Raw genomic sequence first — 21,102 nt, forward strand, 5'->3', positions numbered from 1 at the left:
TTATCACAGAGGAGACGAACATGACATTTAACGATGCGAACTTTATGTTAAAAAATGAAGCTGCTAAAAAACTGTATCAACAGATTCAAGATCAACCGATTTTTGACTATCACTGTCACTTAGACCCAAAAGAGATTTTTGAAGATAAGGTCTATGACAATATTGTTGACTTATGGTTAGGCGGGGATCACTACAAGTGGCGATTGATGCGTGCTAATGGCATCTCAGAAGAAGAAATCACTGGTTCAGCGTCTAAACTTGATAAATTTAAAGCTTTTGCAAGAACCTTAGAACGTTCCTACGGTAACCCTGTTTATCATTGGTCAGCTATGGAGTTGAAAAATGTTTTTGGTGTGGAAGAGCTGTTGACACAGGACAATGCGGAGGAGATTTACCATCGCTTGAATGCTTATCTGGTTGACCATAAGATTAGCCCGCGCAAATTAATTGCAGACAGCAAGGTGACTTTTATTGGAACTACTGATCACCCTCTTGATGACCTCGAATGGCATCAACAACTTGCGGACGATAGCACTTTTGAGACAATTGTAGCACCAACCTTTAGACCAGATGAGGCTTTTGTTGAGCACCGCAATTTTGCCCAGTTTGTGGAGCGTTTAGGAACTTCAACTGGCAGCCACATTACAGACTTTAAGACGTTTATGGCAGCCATGGAGAAACGGATTGCTTACTTTGCTGAAAAAGGCTGCAAGGCAAGTGATATCAGCTTTACAGAAATTGTTTTTGAAAAGGCTACACCAGAAGCTTTAAATCAGATTATGGCCAAGGTGCTAGCGGGTGATACACCAAGCCAGCTTGACATCAACCAATGGCAGACTGCTGTTTTTGCAGACCTTTGTCGATTGTACAAGCAATATGGTTTTGTAACCCAAGTTCATTTTGGTGCTCTGCGCAACAACCATTCTGGTATTTTCAAACGTTTAGGAGCAGATGTAGGGGTGGATTCTCTAGGAGACCAAGCAGCTTTAACGATTAATATGAACCGCTTGTTGGATAACTTGGTGCAGATGGATAGCCTACCAAAAATGATTTGGTATAACTTAAACCCAAGTTACAATATTGCAGTAGCTAACACTTTGGCTAATTTCCAAGCCAATGAAGCCGGTGTGGCAAGTTACCTTCAATTTGGAGCAGGCTGGTGGTTTGCAGATACCAAACTTGGAATGATTAGCCAGATGAATGCTCTTGCTGAACAAGGAATGCTTGCTAATTTTGTAGGCATGTTAACGGATTCTCGTTCCTTCTTGTCTTATCAACGCCATGATTACTTCAGACGTATTTTAGCTAACTACTTAGGGGAATGGATTGAAGAAGGGGAAGTCCCAGAAGATTATCAAGCCATTGGTCAGATGGCTAAAGACATCGCTTACGACAACGCTGTTCGCTATTTTAATTAAAACTGTATCAATAGAGAAGCGCAGCCTTCTCAATAAATGAAAATCGTGTGGAAATGAAAGGAAAAGGGAGCCTATCAGCTCTAGGTAATTGTATATGAAAATGTCATTTCGCTGGTATGGGAAACATGACCCAGTCAGCTTAGAAGAAATCAAAGCCATCCCAGGCATGCAGGGAATTGTTACGGCAATTTATGATGTTCCGGTTGGTCAAGCTTGGCCACTTGAGAACATTCTTGCTTTGAAGAAAATGGTCGAAGATGCTGGTTTAGAGATTTCAGTTATTGAATCTATCCCAGTTCATGAAGACATCAAACAAGGCAAGCCAACGCGTGATGCATTGATTGAAAACTATAAAACCTCTATTATCAACGTTGGTAAAGCAGGTATTCCGGTGGTTTGTTACAACTTTATGCCAGTTTTTGACTGGACACGTTCAGATCTTAACCATCCACTACCGGACGGATCCACATCGCTTGCTTTCTTAAAAGCTGATTTAGAGGGTGTTGATCCAGTAGCTGACGATTTGAATCTACCAGGTTGGGATTCTTCTTATTCTAAGGAAGAAATGAAAGCCATCATCGAGAATTACCGCAACAATATCTCTGAAGAAGATTTATGGGCAAATCTAGACTACTTCATCAAAGCTATTATGCCAACCGCAGAAGCAGCTGGTGTGAAAATGGCGATCCACCCTGATGACCCGCCATATGGTATCTTTGGTTTGCCACGTATTATAACAGGTCAAGATGCTGTTGAGCGCTTCTTGAATCTCTATGATTCTCCAAACAATGGGATTACCATGTGTGTAGGGTCGTATGCTTCTGATCCTAAAAATGATGTGATTGCCATGACTGAGTACGCTCTTAAACGTAACCGTATCAACTTTATGCACACGCGTAACGTGACAGCCGGCGCTTGGGGCTTCCAAGAAACAGCACACCTGTCACAAGCTGGTGATATTGACATGAATGCTGTTGTCAAATTATTGGTTGACTATGATTGGAAAGGGGCTCTTCGTCCAGACCATGGTCGTCGTATCTGGGGAGATCAAACCAAAACACCTGGTTATGGCCTATATGACCGTGCTTTGGGAGCTACTTACTTTAATGGTCTTTATGAGGCCAATATGCGTGCCGCTGGTAAGACACCAGACTTTGGCATTACTGTCAAAACAGTTGGCGACAAATAAGAAAGAGGAATAACATGACTAGAGTAATTGATTTTAAAGATAAGGTTGTGATTGTAACAGGTGCTGGTGGCGTGCTTTGCGGCTACATGGCCAAAGAGTTTGCTAAAGCAGGTGCCAAGGTAGCTCTTTTAGATTTGAACCAAGAAGCAGCACAAGCTTTTGTCACTGAGATTGAAGCAGGAGGTGGTGTGGCTAAAGCTTACAAAGCAAATGTCCTCTCAAAAGAGAATTTAGAAGAGGTACGTCAGGCTGTTTTAGCTGATTTTGGTCCAGCAGACATTTTGGTCAATGGAGCTGGTGGAAATAGTCCAAAAGCGACTACTGATAATGAATTTCATGAGGTTGGTTTGCCTGAAGAGACCAAAACTTTCTTTGATTTAGATGAAGCGGGAATTAGTTTTGTCTTTAACTTGAACTACCTAGGAACATTGCTTCCTACGCAAGTTTTCGCTCAAGACATGGTTGGGCGAAAAGGGGCTAACATCATTAACATTTCATCAATGAATGCTTTCACACCATTGACAAAAATCCCAGCTTATTCAGGAGCTAAGGCAGCTATTTCCAACTTTACGCAATGGTTGGCTGTTCACTTCTCAAAAGTGGGAATCCGTTGTAATGCTATCGCCCCAGGTTTCTTGGTGACCAACCAAAACCGTGGCCTTTTGTTCACTGAAGAGGGGCAACCAACAGCACGTGCTGAAAAAATCCTTAACAATACGCCAATGGGACGTTTCGGAGAAGCAGAAGAATTGATTGGAGGTCTCTTCTTCCTAGCTGATGAACAATCAGCAAGCTTCGTTAACGGCGTTGTTCTCCCGATTGATGGAGGCTTTGCAGCTTACTCTGGCGTTTAATCCTTAGTAACTAACTCACTCAAGAAAATGTGATGCCTTGGGTGAGTTTTTGTTTAGGGGCTAGTTGCTATCATCATAAGTGATATGATGACTTGGTGAACGTTAGAATGATCGTTAAGAGAGAATAATTTGGCAACAACTTGGATATCCATTTTAAAATAAAGGATAACAAGAAAAATGAACCTAATGTTAGTTTTCTGATTGACAGCGTTTTCTGGCTATGTTACAATAAAATCATCAGATGAATTACAATTAATTGGAGGAAAACATGACGACTAAAAAGGAAGCTTTTGTCTTCTGCGTAGACTCAGATGGCTGTGCGATGGATACGATGACCTATAAGCATCAGCTATTCTTTGGTCCAATTGCTGCAGATGTGTTTGGGGTGACAAATAGAGAAGCATTTTTAAAAGAATGGGACCGTGTTAACCTGTACTCACGCACGCGTGGGGTTAATCGTTTTGTTGGGCTTGTCATGGGACTTGACTATGCAGGATTAAAAGGCATTGACCGTTTGAAAGATTGGGTTGCCAACACCAAATCTCTCTCCAATGCTTCACTGGAAGCAGAGCTTGCTAAAGAAGCTAGTGATGACCTTCAAAAAGCTTTGGATTGGTCTAATGAAGTGAACCGTCAAATCAAAGCTTATGAAGGTGAGGCGTTGGCTTTTCCAGGAGCTATATCAGGTCTTGAGAAATTGCATCAGCTAGGGAAAGTATTCGTTGTGAGTTCAGCCAATAAGGAAGCTGTCGAAGAAGAGTGGCACGATCAAGGACTAATGGCACATGTTGATGACTTGTATTGCCAAGATCGTGGTAAAAAAGAGGATGTTATCGCAGAGCTTCTTCAAAAAGGGTATCAAAAAGAACGCCTCATGATGGTTGGCGATTCTCCAGGAGATTTGGCCGCAGCAGAGCAAAATCAAGTGGCTTTCTTCCCTATATTAGTCGGCAAAGAGGCGCAATCTTGGGCTGACTTAAAAGAAGCTGTGGCAGATGCCTTTGTCACAGGAGAACTGTCTGACCTAGATTTTAATAGCTTGAAAGAAACCTTCTGGCATAACTTAGATTAGATCAATAGCAGAGCTACTAATTAGCTTGACTAGTCCAAAAGGATGAGAAAAGAAGTAAGTAGAGGAATTTGGTAAGAAGGTATTAAAAAACCGAAGCCCTCTTGAAAGGAAAAGAAATGACACATTTAGTAGATTTACGCAAAAAACCTTATCACCTTGATGACCAAGCCATCGCTTGGGTAGAAGAAACCATTGCCTCCATGTCCTTGGAGGAGAAAATTGGACAGTTATTTGTTAACATGGGAGCTAGTCGTACCGAAGAGTATTTGACCCAAGTGCTTAATGATTATAAAATTGCGGCGGTTCGCTACAATAAAGGCATGGCCGACGAAGTTTGGGAACAAAACTACATCTTACAAACCAAATCAAAAATTCCACTCTTAATTGCTGCTAACACCGAAGCAGGTGGCGATGGCGCAGTTAATGATGGTACAAAGGTTGGGGACGAGATTAAGGTTGCCGCAACAAATGATCCAAAGTACGCTTACGAAATGGGGCGCATTGCAGGGATTGAAGCAGCAGCAGTTGGCTGTAACGCTTCCTTTGCTCCTATTGTTGACCTGACACGCAACTGGCGCAACCCAATTATCGCTAGCCGTAACTGGGGTTCAAACGTGGACCAAATCATTACCTTGTCTAAAGAGTACATGAGAGGGATTATGGAGCATGGCATTATGCCATTTGCCAAACATTTCCCAGGTGACGGGATTGATGAACGTGACCATCACCTCTCCTTTGCATCAAACCCGATGACAAAAGACGAGTGGATGTCTACCTTCGGTCGTATTTATGGTGAACTAGCTGAAGCTGGTCTTCCTGGTATTATGGCAGGTCATATCCATTTGCCAAATGTTGAGAAAGAGTTGTATCCTGAACGTGAGTTGGATGACATGCTACCAGCTTCGCTCAACAAAACGTTGTTGGATGAATTGCTGCGCGGGGAGCTTGGTTACAATGGCGCTATTGTCACAGATGCTTCTCACATGGTTGCCATGACAGCTTCTATGCCACGTCGTTTGATGCTACCAACGGCTGTGGAAGCGGGCTGTGACCTCTTCTTATTCTTTAATGATCCAGATGAAGATTTGCAATGGATGAAAGAAGGCTATGAGGCTGGCATTTTGACAGAAGAACGCCTCCATGATGCCCTTCGCCGTACGCTTGGCTTGAAAGCACGTCTAGGACTTCATTTGTATGAAGGTCGTCGTGAAGAGATTATGCTACCAAAAGAAGAAGCGATGACACTGATTAATACCAAAGAATCGCAAGCCATTGCAGACGAGGTAGCTGACAAAGCCATTACTCTTGTGAAAGATAAGCAAAAGGATATTATCCCAGTCACGCCTGAACGCTACAAACGCATTTTGATTGTCAATGTAGAAGGTCACAAAGGTGGTTTTGGTGCGATGATTGCAGGTCAGAAAAAACGAGCATCCGATGTGGTCAAAGAATTGCTAGAAGCGCGTGGTCATGACGTCACAGTGTGGGAGTCAACGGAAGAACGTATCATGCAATTGCCAGAAAGTGAACGTGCCGCAGCCATTGCCAATGTTTATGCCCAAAAACAACCGATTTCCAATTTGACAGACCATTACGATTTAATCCTTAACCTTGTTGATGTCAACTCTGGTGGAACAGTTCAGCGTATTGTCTGGCCAGCAGCCAAGGGGACACCAGATCAGCCATTTTATGTGCATGAAATCCCAACCATTGTGGTGTCAGTTCAGCATGCCTTTGCCCTAGCAGACATGCCACAAGTAGGGACTTATATCAATGCTTACGATGGTAAGGACAATACCATGAAAGCCTTGGTGGAGAAATTGGCTGGCGAATCCAACTTCACCGGTGTTTCACCAGTAGATGCTTTCTGTGGTCTTATTGACACGCACTTGTGGCGAGAGTACTAACAGTCACAGCGACCTTAACCTTATTTTCCTTATGAGAAGTTAAGAAAAACCGTTATTAAGTAGTAGAAAAGAATATTGTGACTGACGTTAGGGCTTCATCTCCTAACGTTTTTTTAGTACAAAAAGAGAATTCCTACTATAAATGAAATAAATAGTACTATAGATAGAAAATCTCATTTTTAAAAAGTCTCGTTTTCTTAAAGAAGAAAATAATTGTTGAAAAATCATAGAAAGTCATTTTTATACTAATTAAATAGACATAAAGCTAAATTGATGAGGCGATGATAAGATATTTATTTGTAATGATTCCTTAATTTTATTAATTCAACAAAAATTGATAGAAAAATTAAATGAAATCCTTGATTTAATTTTATTAAGTTGTATAATAAAAGGTGAAATTATTAAATCGTAGTTTCAAATTTTTCGGCTTTTTAATATGTGCTGGCATATTAAATTAAAAAAGGAGAAAGCAATGGAAAAAGAAAAAAAAGTAAAATACTTTTTACGTAAGTCAGCGTTTGGATTAGCATCCGTATCAGCTGCGTTTTTAGTGGGATCAACGGTATTCGCTGTTGACTCACCAATCGAAGATACCCCAATTATTCGTAATGGTGGTGAATTAACTAATCTTCTGGGGAATTCAGAGACAAAACTGGCTTTGCGTAATGAAGAGAGTGCTACAGCTGATTTGACAGCAGCAGCGGTAGCCGATACTGTGGCAGCAGCGGCAGCTGAAAATGCTGGGGCAGCAGCTTGGGAAGCAGCGGCAGCAGCAGATGCCCTAGCAAAAGCCAAAGCAGATGCCCTTAAAGAATTCAACAAATATGGAGTAAGTGACTATTACAAGAATCTAATCAACAATGCCAAAACTGTTGAAGGCGTAAAAGACCTTCAAGCACAAGTTGTTGAATCAGCGAAGAAAGTGCGTATTTCAGAAGCAACAGATGGCTTATCTGATTTCTTGAAATCACAAACACCTGCTGAAGATACTGTTAAATCAATTGAATTAGCTGAAGCTAAAGTCTTAGCTAACAGAGAACTTGACAAATATGGAGTAAGTGACTATTACAAGAACCTAATCAACAATGCCAAAACTGTTGAAGGTGTAAATGCACTTAAAGAGGAAATCATAGCAGCAAAACCAGAAATGGTGGATGGAATCGATTTGACACCAGCCTTGACAACCTACAAACTTGTTGTTAAAGGTAACAGCTTCTCGGGAGAAACAACTACTAAAGCAGTAGATGCAGCAACTGCAGAAAAAGAATTCAAACAATACGCAACAGATAACAATGTTAATGGTGAATGGTCTTACGACGATGCAACTAAGACATTTACAGTTACTGAAAAACCAGAAGTGATCGATGCACCTGAATTAACACCAGCCTTGACAACTTACAAACTTGTTGTTAAAGGTAACAGCTTCTCAGGTGAGACAACTACTAAAGCAGTAGATGCAGCAACTGCAGAAAAAGAATTCAAACAATACGCAACAGCTAACAATGTTGATGGTGAATGGTCTTACGATGATGCGACTAAGACCTTTACGGTAACTGAAATGGTTACTGAAGTTCCTGGTGATGCACCAACTGAACCAGAAAAACCAGAAGCAAGTATCCCTCTTGTTCCGTTAACTCCTGCAACTCCAATTGCTAAAGATGACGCTAAGAAAGACGATACTAAGAAAGAAGACGCTAAAAAACCAGAAGCAAGTATCCCTCTTGTTCCGTTAACTCCTGCAACTCCAATTGCTAAAGATGGCGCTAAGAAAGACGATACTAAGAAAGAAGACGCTAAAAAACCAGAAGCTAAGAAAGAAGAAGCTAAGAAAGCTGAAACTCTTCCTACAACTGGTGAAGGAAGCAACCCATTCTTCACAGCAGCTGCGCTTGCAGTAATGGCTGGTGCGGGTGCTTTGGCAGTCGCTTCAAAACGTAAAGAAGACTAATTGTCATTATTTTTGACAAAAAGCTTTTTAAGAGGAACTCTAGGGTTCCTCTTTTTTGTGTTTTTTAAAACGCAAGTAATACAGTTGACAGCTATTTCTCTAAGGATGGTGGAAAGGATAGGACATCTAAGTCCTGAAAATAGCAGTTTTTGCTAAAAAGCTCACAGAAAGCTAAAAACTGTTATAGAATATTTCTACGATATTTGTTATAATAAAAATAATACAGGGAAAGTGGAAAGGGCATCAATGGATATTTGGACACAGTTGGCAGCATTTGCTTTTTTGGACACTCCAAAGGTTGCACTGAGGCCTTTTCAATATGCTGATCACGCGGCTTTTTACGCCATGGTCAATGATACTGAGCACTTATCTTATGTCTTTCCAGAAAAAAGGACTAAAGGGGAAAGCGACTACCTCTTAGTTCATGAGTTTATGGCATCTCCTTTAGGAATTTGGGCCATTGAGGACAAGCTGACACACCAACTGATAGGCTGTATCCGTCTGGAACAGTATAATGCAAAAGTAGCCAGTGCTGAAGTTGGTTATTTTTTACATCATGCTTACTGGGGGCAAGGTATCATGACAGAAGTTCTCAAGACGCTGAGTTTTTTAGCCTTTCAAACTTTTGGGCTTAGAACATTGGAGTTGCTCATCCATCTGGAAAATGAAGCCAGTCAACGCGTGGCTGAAAAAGCAGGATTTCGTTGTTACAAACGATTTAGAGGCAGTGATCGCCATACCCACAAGATTCGCGATTATAAAGCGTACCAATTAAGAATAGGTGATGATCATCATGAGTAAACATCAAGACATTTTGGATTATCTGGAGAAGCTCGCTATCGGGAAACGGGTGAGTGTTAGAAGTATTTCTAATCATTTAAATGTTAGTGATGGCACGGCTTACCGCGCTATCAAAGAAGCTGAAAATCGAGGCATTGTCGAAACCAAACCAAGAAGTGGCACGGTTCGCATTGAGAAAAAAGGACGGGTTCGCATTGACCGTCTGACCTATGCCGAAATTGCTCGTATTAGTGATTCGGAAGTGTTAGCGGGGCGTGCTGGTCTGGGGCATGAATTTAGCAAGTTTTCAATCGGAGCTATGACTCAGCAAAATATTCGTCGCTACCTCGTTAAAGGAGGGCTTTTGATTGTCGGTGACCGCGAAAATATCCAATTGCTGGCTTTGGAAAATCATAATGCCATCTTGGTGACCGGTGGTTTCCCAGTCTCTAAACGGGTTATTGAAACAGCGGATAGCCAAGGTATTCCTGTCATGGTAACTAATTATGACACCTTTACAGTCGCGACCATGATTAACCACGCCCTGTCTAATATTCGCATCAAAACAGACCTCAAGACCGTCGAGCAGGTCATGATTCCTGTTGAGGAGTATGGCTGTCTTTATGAGGACAATACGATTGAAGAATTTAACGCCCTCATTAAAAAGACACGAGAGGTAAGATTCCCTGTTCTGGATCACAAATCCAAAGTAATCGGGGTGGTCAGTATGCGAGATGTGGTAGATCAATTACCGACCACTAAAGTGACTAAAATCATGTCTCGAAACCCCATCACAGCAAAACCTAACACCAGTCTTGCGAACATCAGTCAAAAAATGATTTTTGAAGATTTGAACATGCTTCCTGTTGTTGATGAAGACCATATCTTACTAGGGATGATTACCCGTAGACAAGCAATGGAGAACCTTCCGACTAACCAGCCAAGTAACCTCTACACCTATAGTGAACAGATGCTTTCCAGCCTTGAAGAGACCCTTGATTATTATCAGGTTTTGGTTGAACCGACCATGATTGATAGTGCTGGTAACATGTCAAATGGGGTCATTTCAGAATTTCTCAAGGAAATCAGTGTTCGTGTCCTAACGAAAAAGCATCAAAAAAATATCATTATTGAACAAATGATGATATACTTTTTACATGCTGTTCAAATTGATGATCAATTGAAACTATATCCTAAAATCATTACTGAAAATAGACGAAGCAGCACCATTGATATCGAAGTTTTTGTCGATGATCAAGTGATTGCTAAAGCAATAATAACAACCAAGATTAATTAGAGGAGAAAGATAAAACATGATAACATTAAAATCTGCACGCGAAATAGAAGCTATGGATAGGGCTGGAGACTTCCTAGCTGGTATCCATATTGGGCTAAGAGATATTATCAAGCCTGGTGCGGACATGTGGGAAGTTGAAGCCTACGTTCGTCGTCGTTGTAAAGAAGACAATGTGCTTCCCTTACAAATTGGAGTGGATGGTCATGTCATGGATTACCCGTATGCTACCTGCTGCGGGTTGAATGACGAAGTGGCTCATGCCTTTCCACGCCACTACATCCTTAAAGATGGGGATTTGCTTAAGGTTGACATGGTTTTAAGCGAACCTTTGGACAAATCAGTTGTGGATGTCTCAGCCCTAGACTTTGATAATGTTTCTGAGATGAAAAAATGGACAGAGTCTTATTCTGGTGGCTTGGCGGATTCGTGTTGGGCTTATGCTGTAGGAACGCCATCTGACGAAGTGAAACAATTAATGGATGTCACTAAAGAAGCGATGTACCGTGGGATTGAGCAAGCCGTGATTGGTAACCGTATCGGTGATATCGGAGCAGCTGTCCAAGAGTACGCTGAAAGCTTTGGTTATGGGGTGGTACGTGACCTTGTTGGTCATGGTGTCGGACCTACCATGCATGAAGAACCAATGGTACCAAACTACGGAACAGCTGGTCGAGGCCTTCGTCTGAAAGAAGGAATGGTCTTGACAGTGGAGCCGATGATTAACACAGGAACTTGGGAAATTGACACGGATATGAAAACAGGTTGGGCTCATAAGACTTTGGATGGCGGCCTGTCTTGTCAATATGAACATCAATTTGTCATTACCAAAGACGGCCCTGTTATTTTAACGAGCCAAGGAGAAGAGAGAACTTACTAAAATGGCAGAAAAAAAATTCTTTGATAGAGTCATGTCAAAGTGGCAGTATGAACCCATTCAAGTTTTTATGCGACATTTTCAAAGTGCCGAAATGGATTTGTCTTCAATTGCTGTGGCTTACTATCTTATTTTGACAGCTTTTCCATTGATTATTATTGCAGCCAATATTTTTCCTTACCTTAATATTGACATTGCTGATTTGCTACGCTTAATGAAGCAAAACCTGCCTAAGGATATTTTTAAACCAGCCTCTTCAATTGTGGTCAATATCTTTTCAAAACCTTCAGGAAGTGTGCTTGGGGTTGCAACCTTGACAGGTTTTTGGACCATGTCTCGAAGTTTAACGTCCTTGCAAAAAGCCATCAATAAAGCTTACGGAGCCTCACAACATCGTGATTTCTTTATCGGTCACTTGGTTGGACTTTTGACCAGTCTCATTATTTTATTTCTTTTGACCTTTGCCTTGATCTTTTCGACCTTTTCAAAGGCAGCTATCCAGGTGTTAGATAACCACTATAACCTAAGTGACAATATCACGACGGCATTCTTGCTCTTAATCCAGCCTATTACGGTCTTGATTATATTTGTCGGCCTGATGTTATTGTATTTCCTCTTGCCAAATGTCAAGATTAAAAAGATTCGCTATATTTTGCCAGGTACGATTTTCACGTCATTTGTCATGACTTTTTTGAGTAACTTGGTTGGTAATTATGTGGTACATAATGTTGAGAAAATGGTAGATATCAAAACCTTCGGTTCCGTGATGATTTTCATTATCATGTTATGGTTTATTTTCTTGGCTAGAATTTTGATTTTAGGGGCTATTTTTAATGCCACTTATCAAGAAATGTCTGTAGGAAAACTAGAAAGTCGCAGCGGAGATGTGGTATCCATTTTCAAAAAAACCTTAGGGAATGACACAGATCAATCGCCATCTTCCTCTGTTGATGAAGAGTAACAAAACTGACAAACGAGATGAAGTAGGAAGGGTCTTTCTTACTTCATTTTTTATGAGGATGAATAGAAAATCATTGATCTTAGCAAGTAGAAAGGCAGATGAAACGGATGAAATTGCGAACAAATGTGGGGCGGTTACAGGGAACTATTTGTGTTCCAGGAGACAAGTCCATTAGTCACCGGGCAGTCATATTAGGGGCCATTGCTAAAGGGGAAACACGCGTCAAAGGACTTTTAAAAGGAGAAGATGTGCTTTCCACGATTCAAGCCTTTAGGAATTTAGGCGTCCGTATCGAAGAAGAGGATGATCAGCTTGTAATAGAGGGGCAAGGCTTTGAAGGATTGACTGCTCCTCATCAGACACTTGATATGGGCAATTCTGGAACTTCTATGCGTCTCATTGCGGGCCTCTTAGCAGGACAAGCATTTGAGGTTACCATGTCAGGAGATGATAGTTTGTCTAAGCGTCCTATGGATCGTATTGTCCTGCCTTTACGCCAAATGGGGGCTGACATCACAGGAGAAGGTTCTTGGCATCTCCCCCCTCTCAAACTCAAGGGAAGTCGAGAGTTAAATCCAATAACCTATGCGCTTCCAGTCGCTTCTGCCCAAGTCAAGTCAGCGATTTTATTAGCTGCCTTACAGGCAAATGGCACGACAGAGGTCATTGAAAAGGAAATAACCCGTAATCATACGGAGGACATGATTCAACAATTTGGAGGGCAGCTACGTGTTGACGGTAAAAAGATTTGGTTAACAGGTCCTCAGACACTCATCGGTCAAGAGGTCACTGTTCCAGGGGATATTTCCAGTGCAGCATTTTGGTTGGTGGCAGGCCTTATTGTTCCTGGCTCGGCTATTCTTTTAGAAAATGTCGGTATCAATCCGACAAGAACAGGCATTTTAGAAGTGATTGAACAAATGGGCGGGCAGGTCACTTATGATACGGTTAATCCTCAGACACAATCAGCCAATCTTGGAGTCGCTTATTCGCAACTCAAAGGAACAACGATTTCTGGTCAATTGATTCCACGCTTAATTGATGAGTTGCCTATTATTGCTTTACTAGCAACCCAAGCACAAGGGGTCACCCACATTAAAGATGCTCATGAACTACGGGTCAAAGAGACGGACCGTATTCAGGTGGTTACTGATATCTTAAAAAGCATGGGGGCTACTATTGAAGCGACCGCAGATGGGATGATTATTGAGGGACCAACAGCGCTCCATGCGGCCCAAACTAGTACGTTTGGTGATCATCGGATTGGTATGATGACAGCTATTGCAGCCTTACTCGTGAAACAAGGGGAGGTTCATCTGGATAGAGAAGAAGCTATCATGACGTCTTACCCCATGTTTTTCAAGGATTTAGAGAGGCTGTGTCATGACTAAAGTTTTATTGGGATTTATGGGAGTGGGCAAAAGCACTGTCTCAAAGGAGTTAGATCAGAACTATAGAGATATGGATGCTATTATTGAGGAGCGCGTAGGCATGCCTATTGCTAGCTTTTTTGATCAGTATGGTGAAACAGCTTTTCGAAACATTGAGAGTCAAGTCTTGGCAGACTTGCTATCTGAACCAGATAATCTTGTGATTGCTACGGGCGGTGGTGTGGTGCTTTCAAAAGAAAATCGCCGCTTATTGGCAGCCAATCGGCACCAGAATATTTTGTTAGTCGCCTCTTTTGAAGTCCTATACCAACGGTTACAAGAGGACACTGAAACTCAAAGACCTCTTTTTAGCAAGCATTCCAAAGAAGCTTTCTATCACCTTTATCAAAAGCGTATGGCTCTCTATGAAGGTTTAGCAGACTTGGTGATTACCGTTGATTATCGCACACCAGCAGAAATAGCAGAGATAATCAAAGCTCATTAAATGTCATACAAAAATTAAACAACTGATGCCTACTTGTCAGTTGTTTTTTGATTCAAAAAGGTATTGGAATACCAAAAACCTCTCTTTCTTTTTATTAAAGAATCAGCAAATATGCCTTCTAAGCCTGCTTGTATTAAAATTGGGGGAGGACAATATAACCATTATAGGTTATAATAGAAGTGTTAGTTAAAAAGAATAGATTGTATTGTAATACTAAGAGATGACTTGATATGACAAAATACCAAAACGGTGGCCTTAGTCACCACGAAGAATTACGTTATTTTTATCTCCTAAGGAACCTTAGTTACCTTAGCGAGAATGAAAAAAGAGAATTTGCATTTTTAAAATCGAAAATGGAAGCTGGGCGTGCTTACCCGACACCGTCAGCGACGCGCCCTGTCAGACAGCCCGACCCCTACCTTCCCCCAAAAACCTATTATGAGGAAGATTCTTACGCCACTTACTTAGAAGAGGAACCTCTTCAGGACCCTTCCTTAACGCCAAATGGTCTCCCTCTTTATCCGAAAGAGGAAAAGAAACGGTCTAAACGGCAGGCCAGAGCCGCAGCTCGTAAGGCCTTGGTTCCCCCGCAGCCAGTTTATGGGCAAGCCTACGAAGAAGACCCTGCTTATGGTGACTACGGTTATACAGAAGAATACCCTGTGGCGCAACCTCTTCCTAAAGCTAAAAAGCGACGTCGCCATAAAAAAGGTCGCATTAAGCGTTTCTTTAAACTGCTCAGTTTCTTACTGCTATTGGTGATTTTGGCAGTTGGTTTCATGTTTCTCAAAGGGGTCGTTGATGTTTCGAGCAATAAGGCAACTTATAAGCCAGCAGTCTCGCAGGCCTTTAACGGCAAAGATACAAAGGATGGCACAAATATTCTCGTCTTGGGGTCTGACCAAAGGGTCACACAAGGCTCTACCGAAGCACGGACAGACACCATTATGGTGGTGAATGTTGGTAATAAAGACAAGAAAATCAAAATGGTGTCCTTTATGCGAGACACCTTGGTTAATATCCCAGGTTATAGCTATAATGACAGTGATTCCTATGATCTCAAACTCAATACATCCTTTAACCTAGGAGAACAAGAGGATCATCACGGAGCAGAATTTGTTCGTCAGACGCTTAAACACAATTTTGATATCGATATTAAATATTACGTCATGGTGGATTTTGAAACTTTTGCGGAAGCCATTGATACTCTGTTCCCAAATGGGGTTAAGATTGATGCCAAATTTGCTACGGTAGACGGTGTTGCTGTTGACTCCGTGGAAGTTCCAGATGATTTACGAATGAAAGATGGTGTGGTCCCTAATCAGACCATTGAAGTCGGAGAACAACGCATGGATGGCAGAACCTTGCTCAACTATGCTCGTTTCCGTAAAGATGATGAGGGAGACTTTGGTAGGACTGTGAGACAGCAGCAAGTCATGTCCGAAGTCATGTCTCAAATCAAAGACCCAACCAAACTCTTCACTGGCTCTGCAGCCATTGGTAAAATTTATGCCCTTACCTCCACCAATGTGTCCTTCCCCTTTGTTCTCAAAAATGGGGTATCGGCTCTAGGAAGTGGTAAAAACGGTATTGAACACGTGACTATCCCAGAAAATGGGGATTGGGTGGATGAATATGACATGTATGGTGGGCAAGCCCTTTACATTGATTTTGACAAATACCAGAAAACATTATCTCAATTGGGATTGCGTTAAAATGTGTTATAATGGAGAGTAACTAAAGTTGCTCTTCTTTTTTTGAGCAAGCAGCATTCCCTAGAAAAGGAAAAAATAAAACACAATGTTGAAAAAAAACGATGTCATTACAGTTGCCATTTCAGACTTAAGCCATGAGGGAGCAGGTGTCGCTAAACACGACGGTTTTGTTTTCTTTGTGGATAATGCCCTACCTGGAGAAATCATAGACATGCGTGTCTTGAAGGTGAATAAAAACAGTGGCTTTGGTAAGGTGGAAGCCTATCAGAAACTATCACCTGCGAGAAACCAAGCTATCGACGTTACTTACTTACGGACAGGTATTGCAGATTTTGGTCATTTAGCTTATGAAGACCAATTGAGATTCAAACAAAAGCAAGTGCAAGATAATCTGTATAAAATTGCTGGTATCAATGATGTAACGGTAAACCAAACCATTGGTATGGATAATCCTCTGGCTTATCGAAATAAAGCCCAAGTTCCGGTTAGACGTGTTAATGGCCAGCTTGAAACTGGCTTCTTCCGAAAACATTCTCATGACTTAGTTCCTATTTCAGATTATTATATTCAGGATAAAGAGATTGATCGTCTCATTAATTTTACCCGTGAGTTATTACGTCGCTTTGATGTCAAACCGTATGACGAAAAAGAACAAACAGGTCTTATTCGCCATATCGTTGTGCGCCGTGGTCATTATTCTGGGGAAATGATGCTGGTTTTAGTGACTACCAGACCAAAAGTTTTCCGTGTGGATCAAGTTATTTCAAAAATTGTTGAATCTTTCCCAGCAGTAGTGTCCATTATTCAAAATATTAACGATAAAAATACCAATGCAATCTTTGGTAAAGACTTCAAAACGCTTTACGGCAAGGATACTATTACTGACAGTATGCTTGGAAATGACTTTGCCATTTCTGCCCAGTCTTTCTATCAAGTAAATACAGTTATGGCAGAAAAACTTTACCAAACGGCGATAGCCTTTTCAGACCTTTCTGAAGATGATGTCGTCATTGACGCTTACTCAGGTATTGGAACCATTGGCTTGTCATTTGCTAAAACAGTTAAAGCTGTTTATGGTGTTGAAGTGATTGAAGCAGCTGTCAAAGATGCTCAACAGAATGCTGCTCGTAATGGCATCACCAATGTCCACTTTGTCGCAGATACAGCAGAAAATGCCATGGCAACATGGGCTAAAGAAGGCATCAAACCAAGTGTTATTCTGGTAGACCCACCACGAAAAGGCCTAACAGAAAGTTTTATCCAGGCCAGCGTGGCAATGGGACCACAAAAAATCACCTACGTGTCTTGTAACCCAGCCACCATGGCGCGTGATATCAAACGCTACCAAGACTTGGGCTACAAATTAACCAAAGTGCAGCCAGTGGATTTGTTTCCACAGACGCATCACGTCGAGTGCGTAGTGTTGCTACAACGAAGCAAAGGGTAAAAATCCTTTATTTTAAGCACTTTTTCAAGCATTTTGTCTTTATTGAAAAGAGTGATTTTGACATAAAAAAGGTGCAAAAAAAGTACATTGATGTGAACGTCTGTTTGGATGTCGACTGCGTAGATAAAAAATAGATACGTCAGTAGTAAATTAACTAAACGAGAACATTTTAATAAGTGTTCTCGCTTTTTTTTTCTCAGGAGGAAAATAATGCAAAAGAATGAACAGTCTTCACGACAAATTGTGATGTGTCATCTCATGGCTATCATGAGAATTGATATCGAGAAAGCAAAGAGGATTGTAGTTGAAATGGAAGAGTCTGGCTTAATCCAGTTTGATGACAGGGGGAATGTTGGTCTGTTAGTGTTGGAGGGACAATCATGAAACGTATTACCGCAAATCACTATCAAACGTCAGAGCGTTATTATAAGCTCCCTAAACTCTTATTTGAGAGCGAACGCTACAAGGACATGAAACTTGAGGTTAAGGTTGCTTATGCTGTTCTAAAAGATCGTTTGGAATTGTCATTAAGTAGAGGGTGGATAGATGAAGACGGGGCTATCTATTTGGTCTATTCCAACTCCAAACTCATGGCACTACTTGGCTGTTCCAAATCTAAGTTACTTGCTACCAAGAAAACGTTACGAGAGTATGGCTTGATAGATGAAGTCCAACAGTCTTCCAGTGAAAAAGGACGTTTGGCCAATAAGATTTACTTGGGGGAGTTGGAACATGAACCAACCCCAGTCTCAAATTCAGACGGGGGTAGTGTTCAAAAAACACTAGGGGGGTGTCAAAATCAGCCGGGGCCGGTCTTAAATTCAGCCACTAGTGAGACTGAAGTTAGTGAGACTGATAGGAGTGAAACTAAAGAGAGTGAGTCAGTCATTGAGGACGAGGAGGAGAAAGAAAGTCATACAAGTCAGAAAAGTGACAATGACAATTTCCAACGTAAAGTAGACCGAGTCACAAGATACGACAGAGATTACATTTGGGGCTTGGTACATGACCAGTTGAGACAAGTTGGTCTATCACAGGCTGCTAGTGATTATGCTATGATTTATTTTGATCATCGGTATCAGTACGCTTTAGAGAATATGAGGTTTGCGGACAGGGCAGAAACGATAGCGGAATACGTCTTTAATGGCGTCTTATCCGAATGGACCAAGGTCCAACGCTTAAAAGAACTAAAAGGGGGTGAGTAAGATGTTTTGGTGGATATTATTAGGTATTTGGGGATTAGGAATGTTTTGGTTCATTTTTGAACTTATCACTGCCCCAGAAATGGAAGATCATTGTTAAGAAAGGACGTTACGCAAGAAGTAAGGTCCTTTTAGTTTTGTCAGAAAGGAATGTGAGACATGAAGTTTTTAGATTTATTTGCAGGAATTGGAGGCTTTCGACTGGGGTTAACTCGTCAGGGCCATGAGTGTATTGGCTTTTGTGAGATTGACAAGTTTGCGAGGAAATCTTACAAGGCCATCTATGAGACCAAAGGAGAAATAGAATTTCATGATATTAGACAAGTCACAGACCAAGACTTTAGACAACTTAGAGGGCAAGTGGACATCATCTGTGGGGGATTCCCTTGCCAGGCATTTTCACTCGCAGGCAGACGATTGGGATTTGAGGATACTAGGGGAACTTTGTTCTTCGAGATTGCTCGAGCGGCCAAACAGATCCAACCACGTTTTTTATTCCTCGAAAATGTCAAGGGCTTACTCAGTCACGACAAGGGAGAGACATTTCGAACAATCCTCACCACATTGGATGAGTTGGGGTATGATGTCGAATGGCAGGTGCTTAACAGTAAAGATTTCCAAGTGCCGCAAAACCGTGAAAGAATTTTTATTATCGGACATTCTAGAAGATACCGTCCCCGATTCCTATTTCCTCTCAGAGGAGAAAACAGCTCAGCTGGTCTTGAACGATTAGGCAATGTTAATCCGTCAGGCAAAGGGATGAATGGAGAAGTCTATTTATCACGTGGGCTAGCACCAACCTTAACCAGAGGAAAAGGTGAGGGAACTAAAATTGCCATTCCAGTTTTAACCCCTGATAGGCTAGAAAAACGCCAACATGGGAGACGCTTTAAAGGGAATGATGATCCAATGTTTACTTTAACTAGCCAAGATCGGCATGGTGTAGTTGTCGCAGGAACTTTACCAACTTCCTTTATCCAAACTGGACGTGTCTATGACCTTTCAGGGCTTTCTCCAACGTTGACCACGATGCAAGGAGGGGATAAAGTTCCTAAGATTCTTTGTCGTGAAGAAGCGCCACATTTGAAAATTAGGGAAGCGACCAAACTAGGCTATGCCAAGGCAATAGTGGGAGATTCTGTCAACCTTGCTTACCCAGAGTCTACCAAACGCAGAGGACGAGTGGGAAAGGGGATTTCAAATACCTTAACCACTTCTGACAATATGGGAGTGGTAGTTGCTGCTTTGGAATACCGTAAGGACAAGTGGTATGAAGTGACTGGAATAATCCTAGAGGGAAAACTGTATCGTTTGAGAATCAGACGCCTAACACCTAGAGAGTGTTTTAGGTTACAAGGATTTCCTGACTGGGCTTATGACAGAGCTGAGAACGTATCCAGTAAAAGCCAGTTGTATAAACAAGCAGGCAATAGCGTGACCGTCACTGTTATCGAGGCCATTGCTAGAGAATTTAGAAAGATTGAAGAGGAAGAAAAACATGAAATTATTACATAGTAAAAGTATTAGGAACTGCACGGAGCTAGAAGAAGCCATACATCAAGCAGAAGTGGAGAGATTTTCGGAAATGATTGCTTCTTTACCCAATTATGATTGTGACATTGATGTCACTTTTGAAGATGACTACCACAAAGAAATGAATTATCCGTTAGCTTATGAGTCCAACTTACACCGTATTTTTGAGTTTATTGAAACACAAGACATCAAAAATGGTGTTGATACTTATCTAACGGATGAGAACAATCTCGCCTTTAGGGCATATGGGCAAGGCTATTCTTGGAATGATAAGAATGATGTCGTCACCACATTAATAACAGTGAAGTGCTTTGGTGAAGGCAGGTCACCTATTGACATGAGTAAGGTGTTTACGCCACCAACTCAAGTATTAGAGAAGGAGCTATCTGTGTAGGAGGAAGCGATGTTAGAAATCTATTTAAGTCGAAATAACAGTCGGAATCAGAAACTCCTATCTTTTTGTGACTCACATGGTATTTCCTACTCCAGTAAAGAAGTAAGTAACCTGTCACGTGAAGACTTATTGGGCTTGTTTACCAAAAGCAGTGATTGTTTTACGCTCTTATCCTCCTCGCTACAACGATTTAAAGGTCATAGAGAGATGAAATTGAGTGAGTTAGTGACGTTAGTTCTACGGAAACCTGACCAGAATCTTCGTCTCCCAATTGTGGTTTGTGAGGATAACGTGTATCCCGATATGAGTTTAGAAGAAGCGAGAACCTTTCTTCCGAGAAGTCAAAAAGTGGTTTCCTTTCGTGAACATCTTTTTAAGGATCTGGTGACATAAGGAGGAGCTATGAACGACCGTTTTTGGGAAAATTTGGAAATTATCGTTATGGAAAAAGGACTATCATGGGCTGACCTTGCTCGACAGATGTTTAAGGGGCAATACGTTTATCCCAGTGAATTTAAGCGCCTCTACCAAACCTTTCGTCACTACAAATCTCATCGCCTGATGCCACAAGTGAAATGGGTGGAGAAAATAGTGAGTGTTTTAGAGATTGACTATGAAGATTTGTTTAGGAGGTAG

The 21,102-nt window shown here is 41.4% G+C and carries 20 protein-coding genes; all 20 read left to right on the top strand.

The genetic code is table 11. From position 1 onward, the window contains the following. The first annotated feature begins 20 nt into the window (after positions 1–20). Positions 21–1,418, top strand: coding sequence for a glucuronate isomerase (gene uxaC, locus ACYTR8_RS01155; RefSeq protein ID WP_479640564.1), 1,398 nt, complete (start codon positions 21–23; stop codon positions 1,416–1,418). Positions 1,419–1,512: 94 nt separating this feature from the next. Beyond that, positions 1,513–2,607: a mannonate dehydratase gene (locus ACYTR8_RS01160; RefSeq protein WP_003061590.1), complete on the top strand. Its 1,095-nt coding sequence runs from the start codon at positions 1,513–1,515 to the stop codon at positions 2,605–2,607. A gap of 14 nt (positions 2,608–2,621) precedes the next feature. Then, positions 2,622–3,461 carry an SDR family oxidoreductase gene (locus tag ACYTR8_RS01165; RefSeq protein ID WP_111716931.1) on the top strand — a complete coding sequence of 280 codons (840 nt, stop codon included), beginning with the start codon at positions 2,622–2,624 and terminating at the stop codon, positions 3,459–3,461. A gap of 268 nt (positions 3,462–3,729) precedes the next feature. Continuing rightward, complete coding sequence (locus tag ACYTR8_RS01170; protein WP_111716929.1) at positions 3,730–4,533, top strand: HAD family hydrolase; 804 nt, start codon at positions 3,730–3,732, stop codon at positions 4,531–4,533. A 116-nt stretch (positions 4,534–4,649) separates the two neighbouring features. Then, positions 4,650–6,440 carry a glycoside hydrolase family 3 protein gene (locus tag ACYTR8_RS01175; RefSeq protein WP_443597298.1) on the top strand — a complete coding sequence of 597 codons (1,791 nt, stop codon included), beginning with the start codon at positions 4,650–4,652 and terminating at the stop codon, positions 6,438–6,440. Between the two features lie 472 nt (positions 6,441–6,912). Next, a complete protein-coding gene (locus ACYTR8_RS01180) occupies positions 6,913–8,388 on the top strand; it encodes an albumin-binding GA domain-containing protein (RefSeq protein WP_479641509.1) in 1,476 nt (491 codons plus the stop codon). A 246-nt stretch (positions 8,389–8,634) separates the two neighbouring features. Continuing rightward, positions 8,635–9,189, top strand: a complete 555-nt coding sequence (locus ACYTR8_RS01185) for a GNAT family N-acetyltransferase (protein ID WP_111716924.1) — start codon at positions 8,635–8,637, stop codon at positions 9,187–9,189. Beyond that, the gene (gene spxR / locus ACYTR8_RS01190) at positions 9,182–10,465 is read left to right on the top strand and encodes a CBS-HotDog domain-containing transcription factor SpxR (protein ID WP_479641510.1); all 1,284 of its coding nucleotides are present in this window, start codon (positions 9,182–9,184) and stop codon (positions 10,463–10,465) included. Before ACYTR8_RS01185 ends, spxR begins: the two co-directional genes overlap by 8 nt. 16 nt (positions 10,466–10,481) lie before the next feature. Further along, positions 10,482–11,342, top strand: a complete 861-nt coding sequence (locus ACYTR8_RS01195; RefSeq protein WP_269760529.1) for a methionyl aminopeptidase — start codon at positions 10,482–10,484, stop codon at positions 11,340–11,342. A 1-nt stretch (position 11,343) separates the two neighbouring features. Then, on the top strand, positions 11,344–12,300 hold the full coding sequence (locus ACYTR8_RS01200; protein ID WP_003054565.1) for a YihY/virulence factor BrkB family protein: 957 nt from the start codon (positions 11,344–11,346) through the stop codon (positions 12,298–12,300). A 107-nt stretch (positions 12,301–12,407) separates the two neighbouring features. Then, positions 12,408–13,691 carry a 3-phosphoshikimate 1-carboxyvinyltransferase gene (aroA, locus tag ACYTR8_RS01205; protein WP_164714923.1) on the top strand — a complete coding sequence of 428 codons (1,284 nt, stop codon included), beginning with the start codon at positions 12,408–12,410 and terminating at the stop codon, positions 13,689–13,691. Next, positions 13,684–14,175: a shikimate kinase gene (locus ACYTR8_RS01210; RefSeq protein WP_111716915.1), complete on the top strand. Its 492-nt coding sequence runs from the start codon at positions 13,684–13,686 to the stop codon at positions 14,173–14,175. The genes aroA and ACYTR8_RS01210 overlap by 8 nt, the downstream gene beginning before the upstream one ends. A 230-nt stretch (positions 14,176–14,405) precedes the next feature. Beyond that, the gene (locus ACYTR8_RS01215; RefSeq protein ID WP_479641511.1) at positions 14,406–15,890 is read left to right on the top strand and encodes an LCP family protein; all 1,485 of its coding nucleotides are present in this window, start codon (positions 14,406–14,408) and stop codon (positions 15,888–15,890) included. Between the two features lie 85 nt (positions 15,891–15,975). After that, positions 15,976–17,337, top strand: coding sequence for a 23S rRNA (uracil(1939)-C(5))-methyltransferase RlmD (gene rlmD / locus ACYTR8_RS01220; protein ID WP_003054556.1), 1,362 nt, complete (start codon positions 15,976–15,978; stop codon positions 17,335–17,337). Between the two features lie 210 nt (positions 17,338–17,547). Continuing rightward, positions 17,548–17,721, top strand: coding sequence for a hypothetical protein (locus ACYTR8_RS01225; RefSeq protein WP_252530004.1), 174 nt, complete (start codon positions 17,548–17,550; stop codon positions 17,719–17,721). Continuing rightward, positions 17,718–18,542 (top strand): replication initiator protein A, encoded by an 825-nt coding sequence (locus ACYTR8_RS01230; protein WP_479641512.1) that lies wholly within the window; start codon positions 17,718–17,720, stop codon positions 18,540–18,542. Before ACYTR8_RS01225 ends, ACYTR8_RS01230 begins: the two co-directional genes overlap by 4 nt. A 156-nt stretch (positions 18,543–18,698) precedes the next feature. Then, entirely contained in the window at positions 18,699–20,054 is a 1,356-nt protein-coding gene (gene dcm, locus ACYTR8_RS01235; protein WP_479641513.1) for a DNA (cytosine-5-)-methyltransferase, read from the top strand. Next, on the top strand, positions 20,038–20,466 hold the full coding sequence (locus ACYTR8_RS01240) for a hypothetical protein (protein ID WP_479641514.1): 429 nt from the start codon (positions 20,038–20,040) through the stop codon (positions 20,464–20,466). The genes dcm and ACYTR8_RS01240 overlap by 17 nt, the downstream gene beginning before the upstream one ends. Before the next feature lie 9 nt (positions 20,467–20,475). Beyond that, entirely contained in the window at positions 20,476–20,859 is a 384-nt protein-coding gene (locus ACYTR8_RS01245; protein WP_479641515.1) for a thioredoxin domain-containing protein, read from the top strand. Between the two features lie 9 nt (positions 20,860–20,868). Next, positions 20,869–21,102, top strand: a complete 234-nt coding sequence (locus ACYTR8_RS01250) for a hypothetical protein (RefSeq protein WP_039692791.1) — start codon at positions 20,869–20,871, stop codon at positions 21,100–21,102.

It is taken from the genome of Streptococcus sp. F2 (assembly GCF_056500955.1).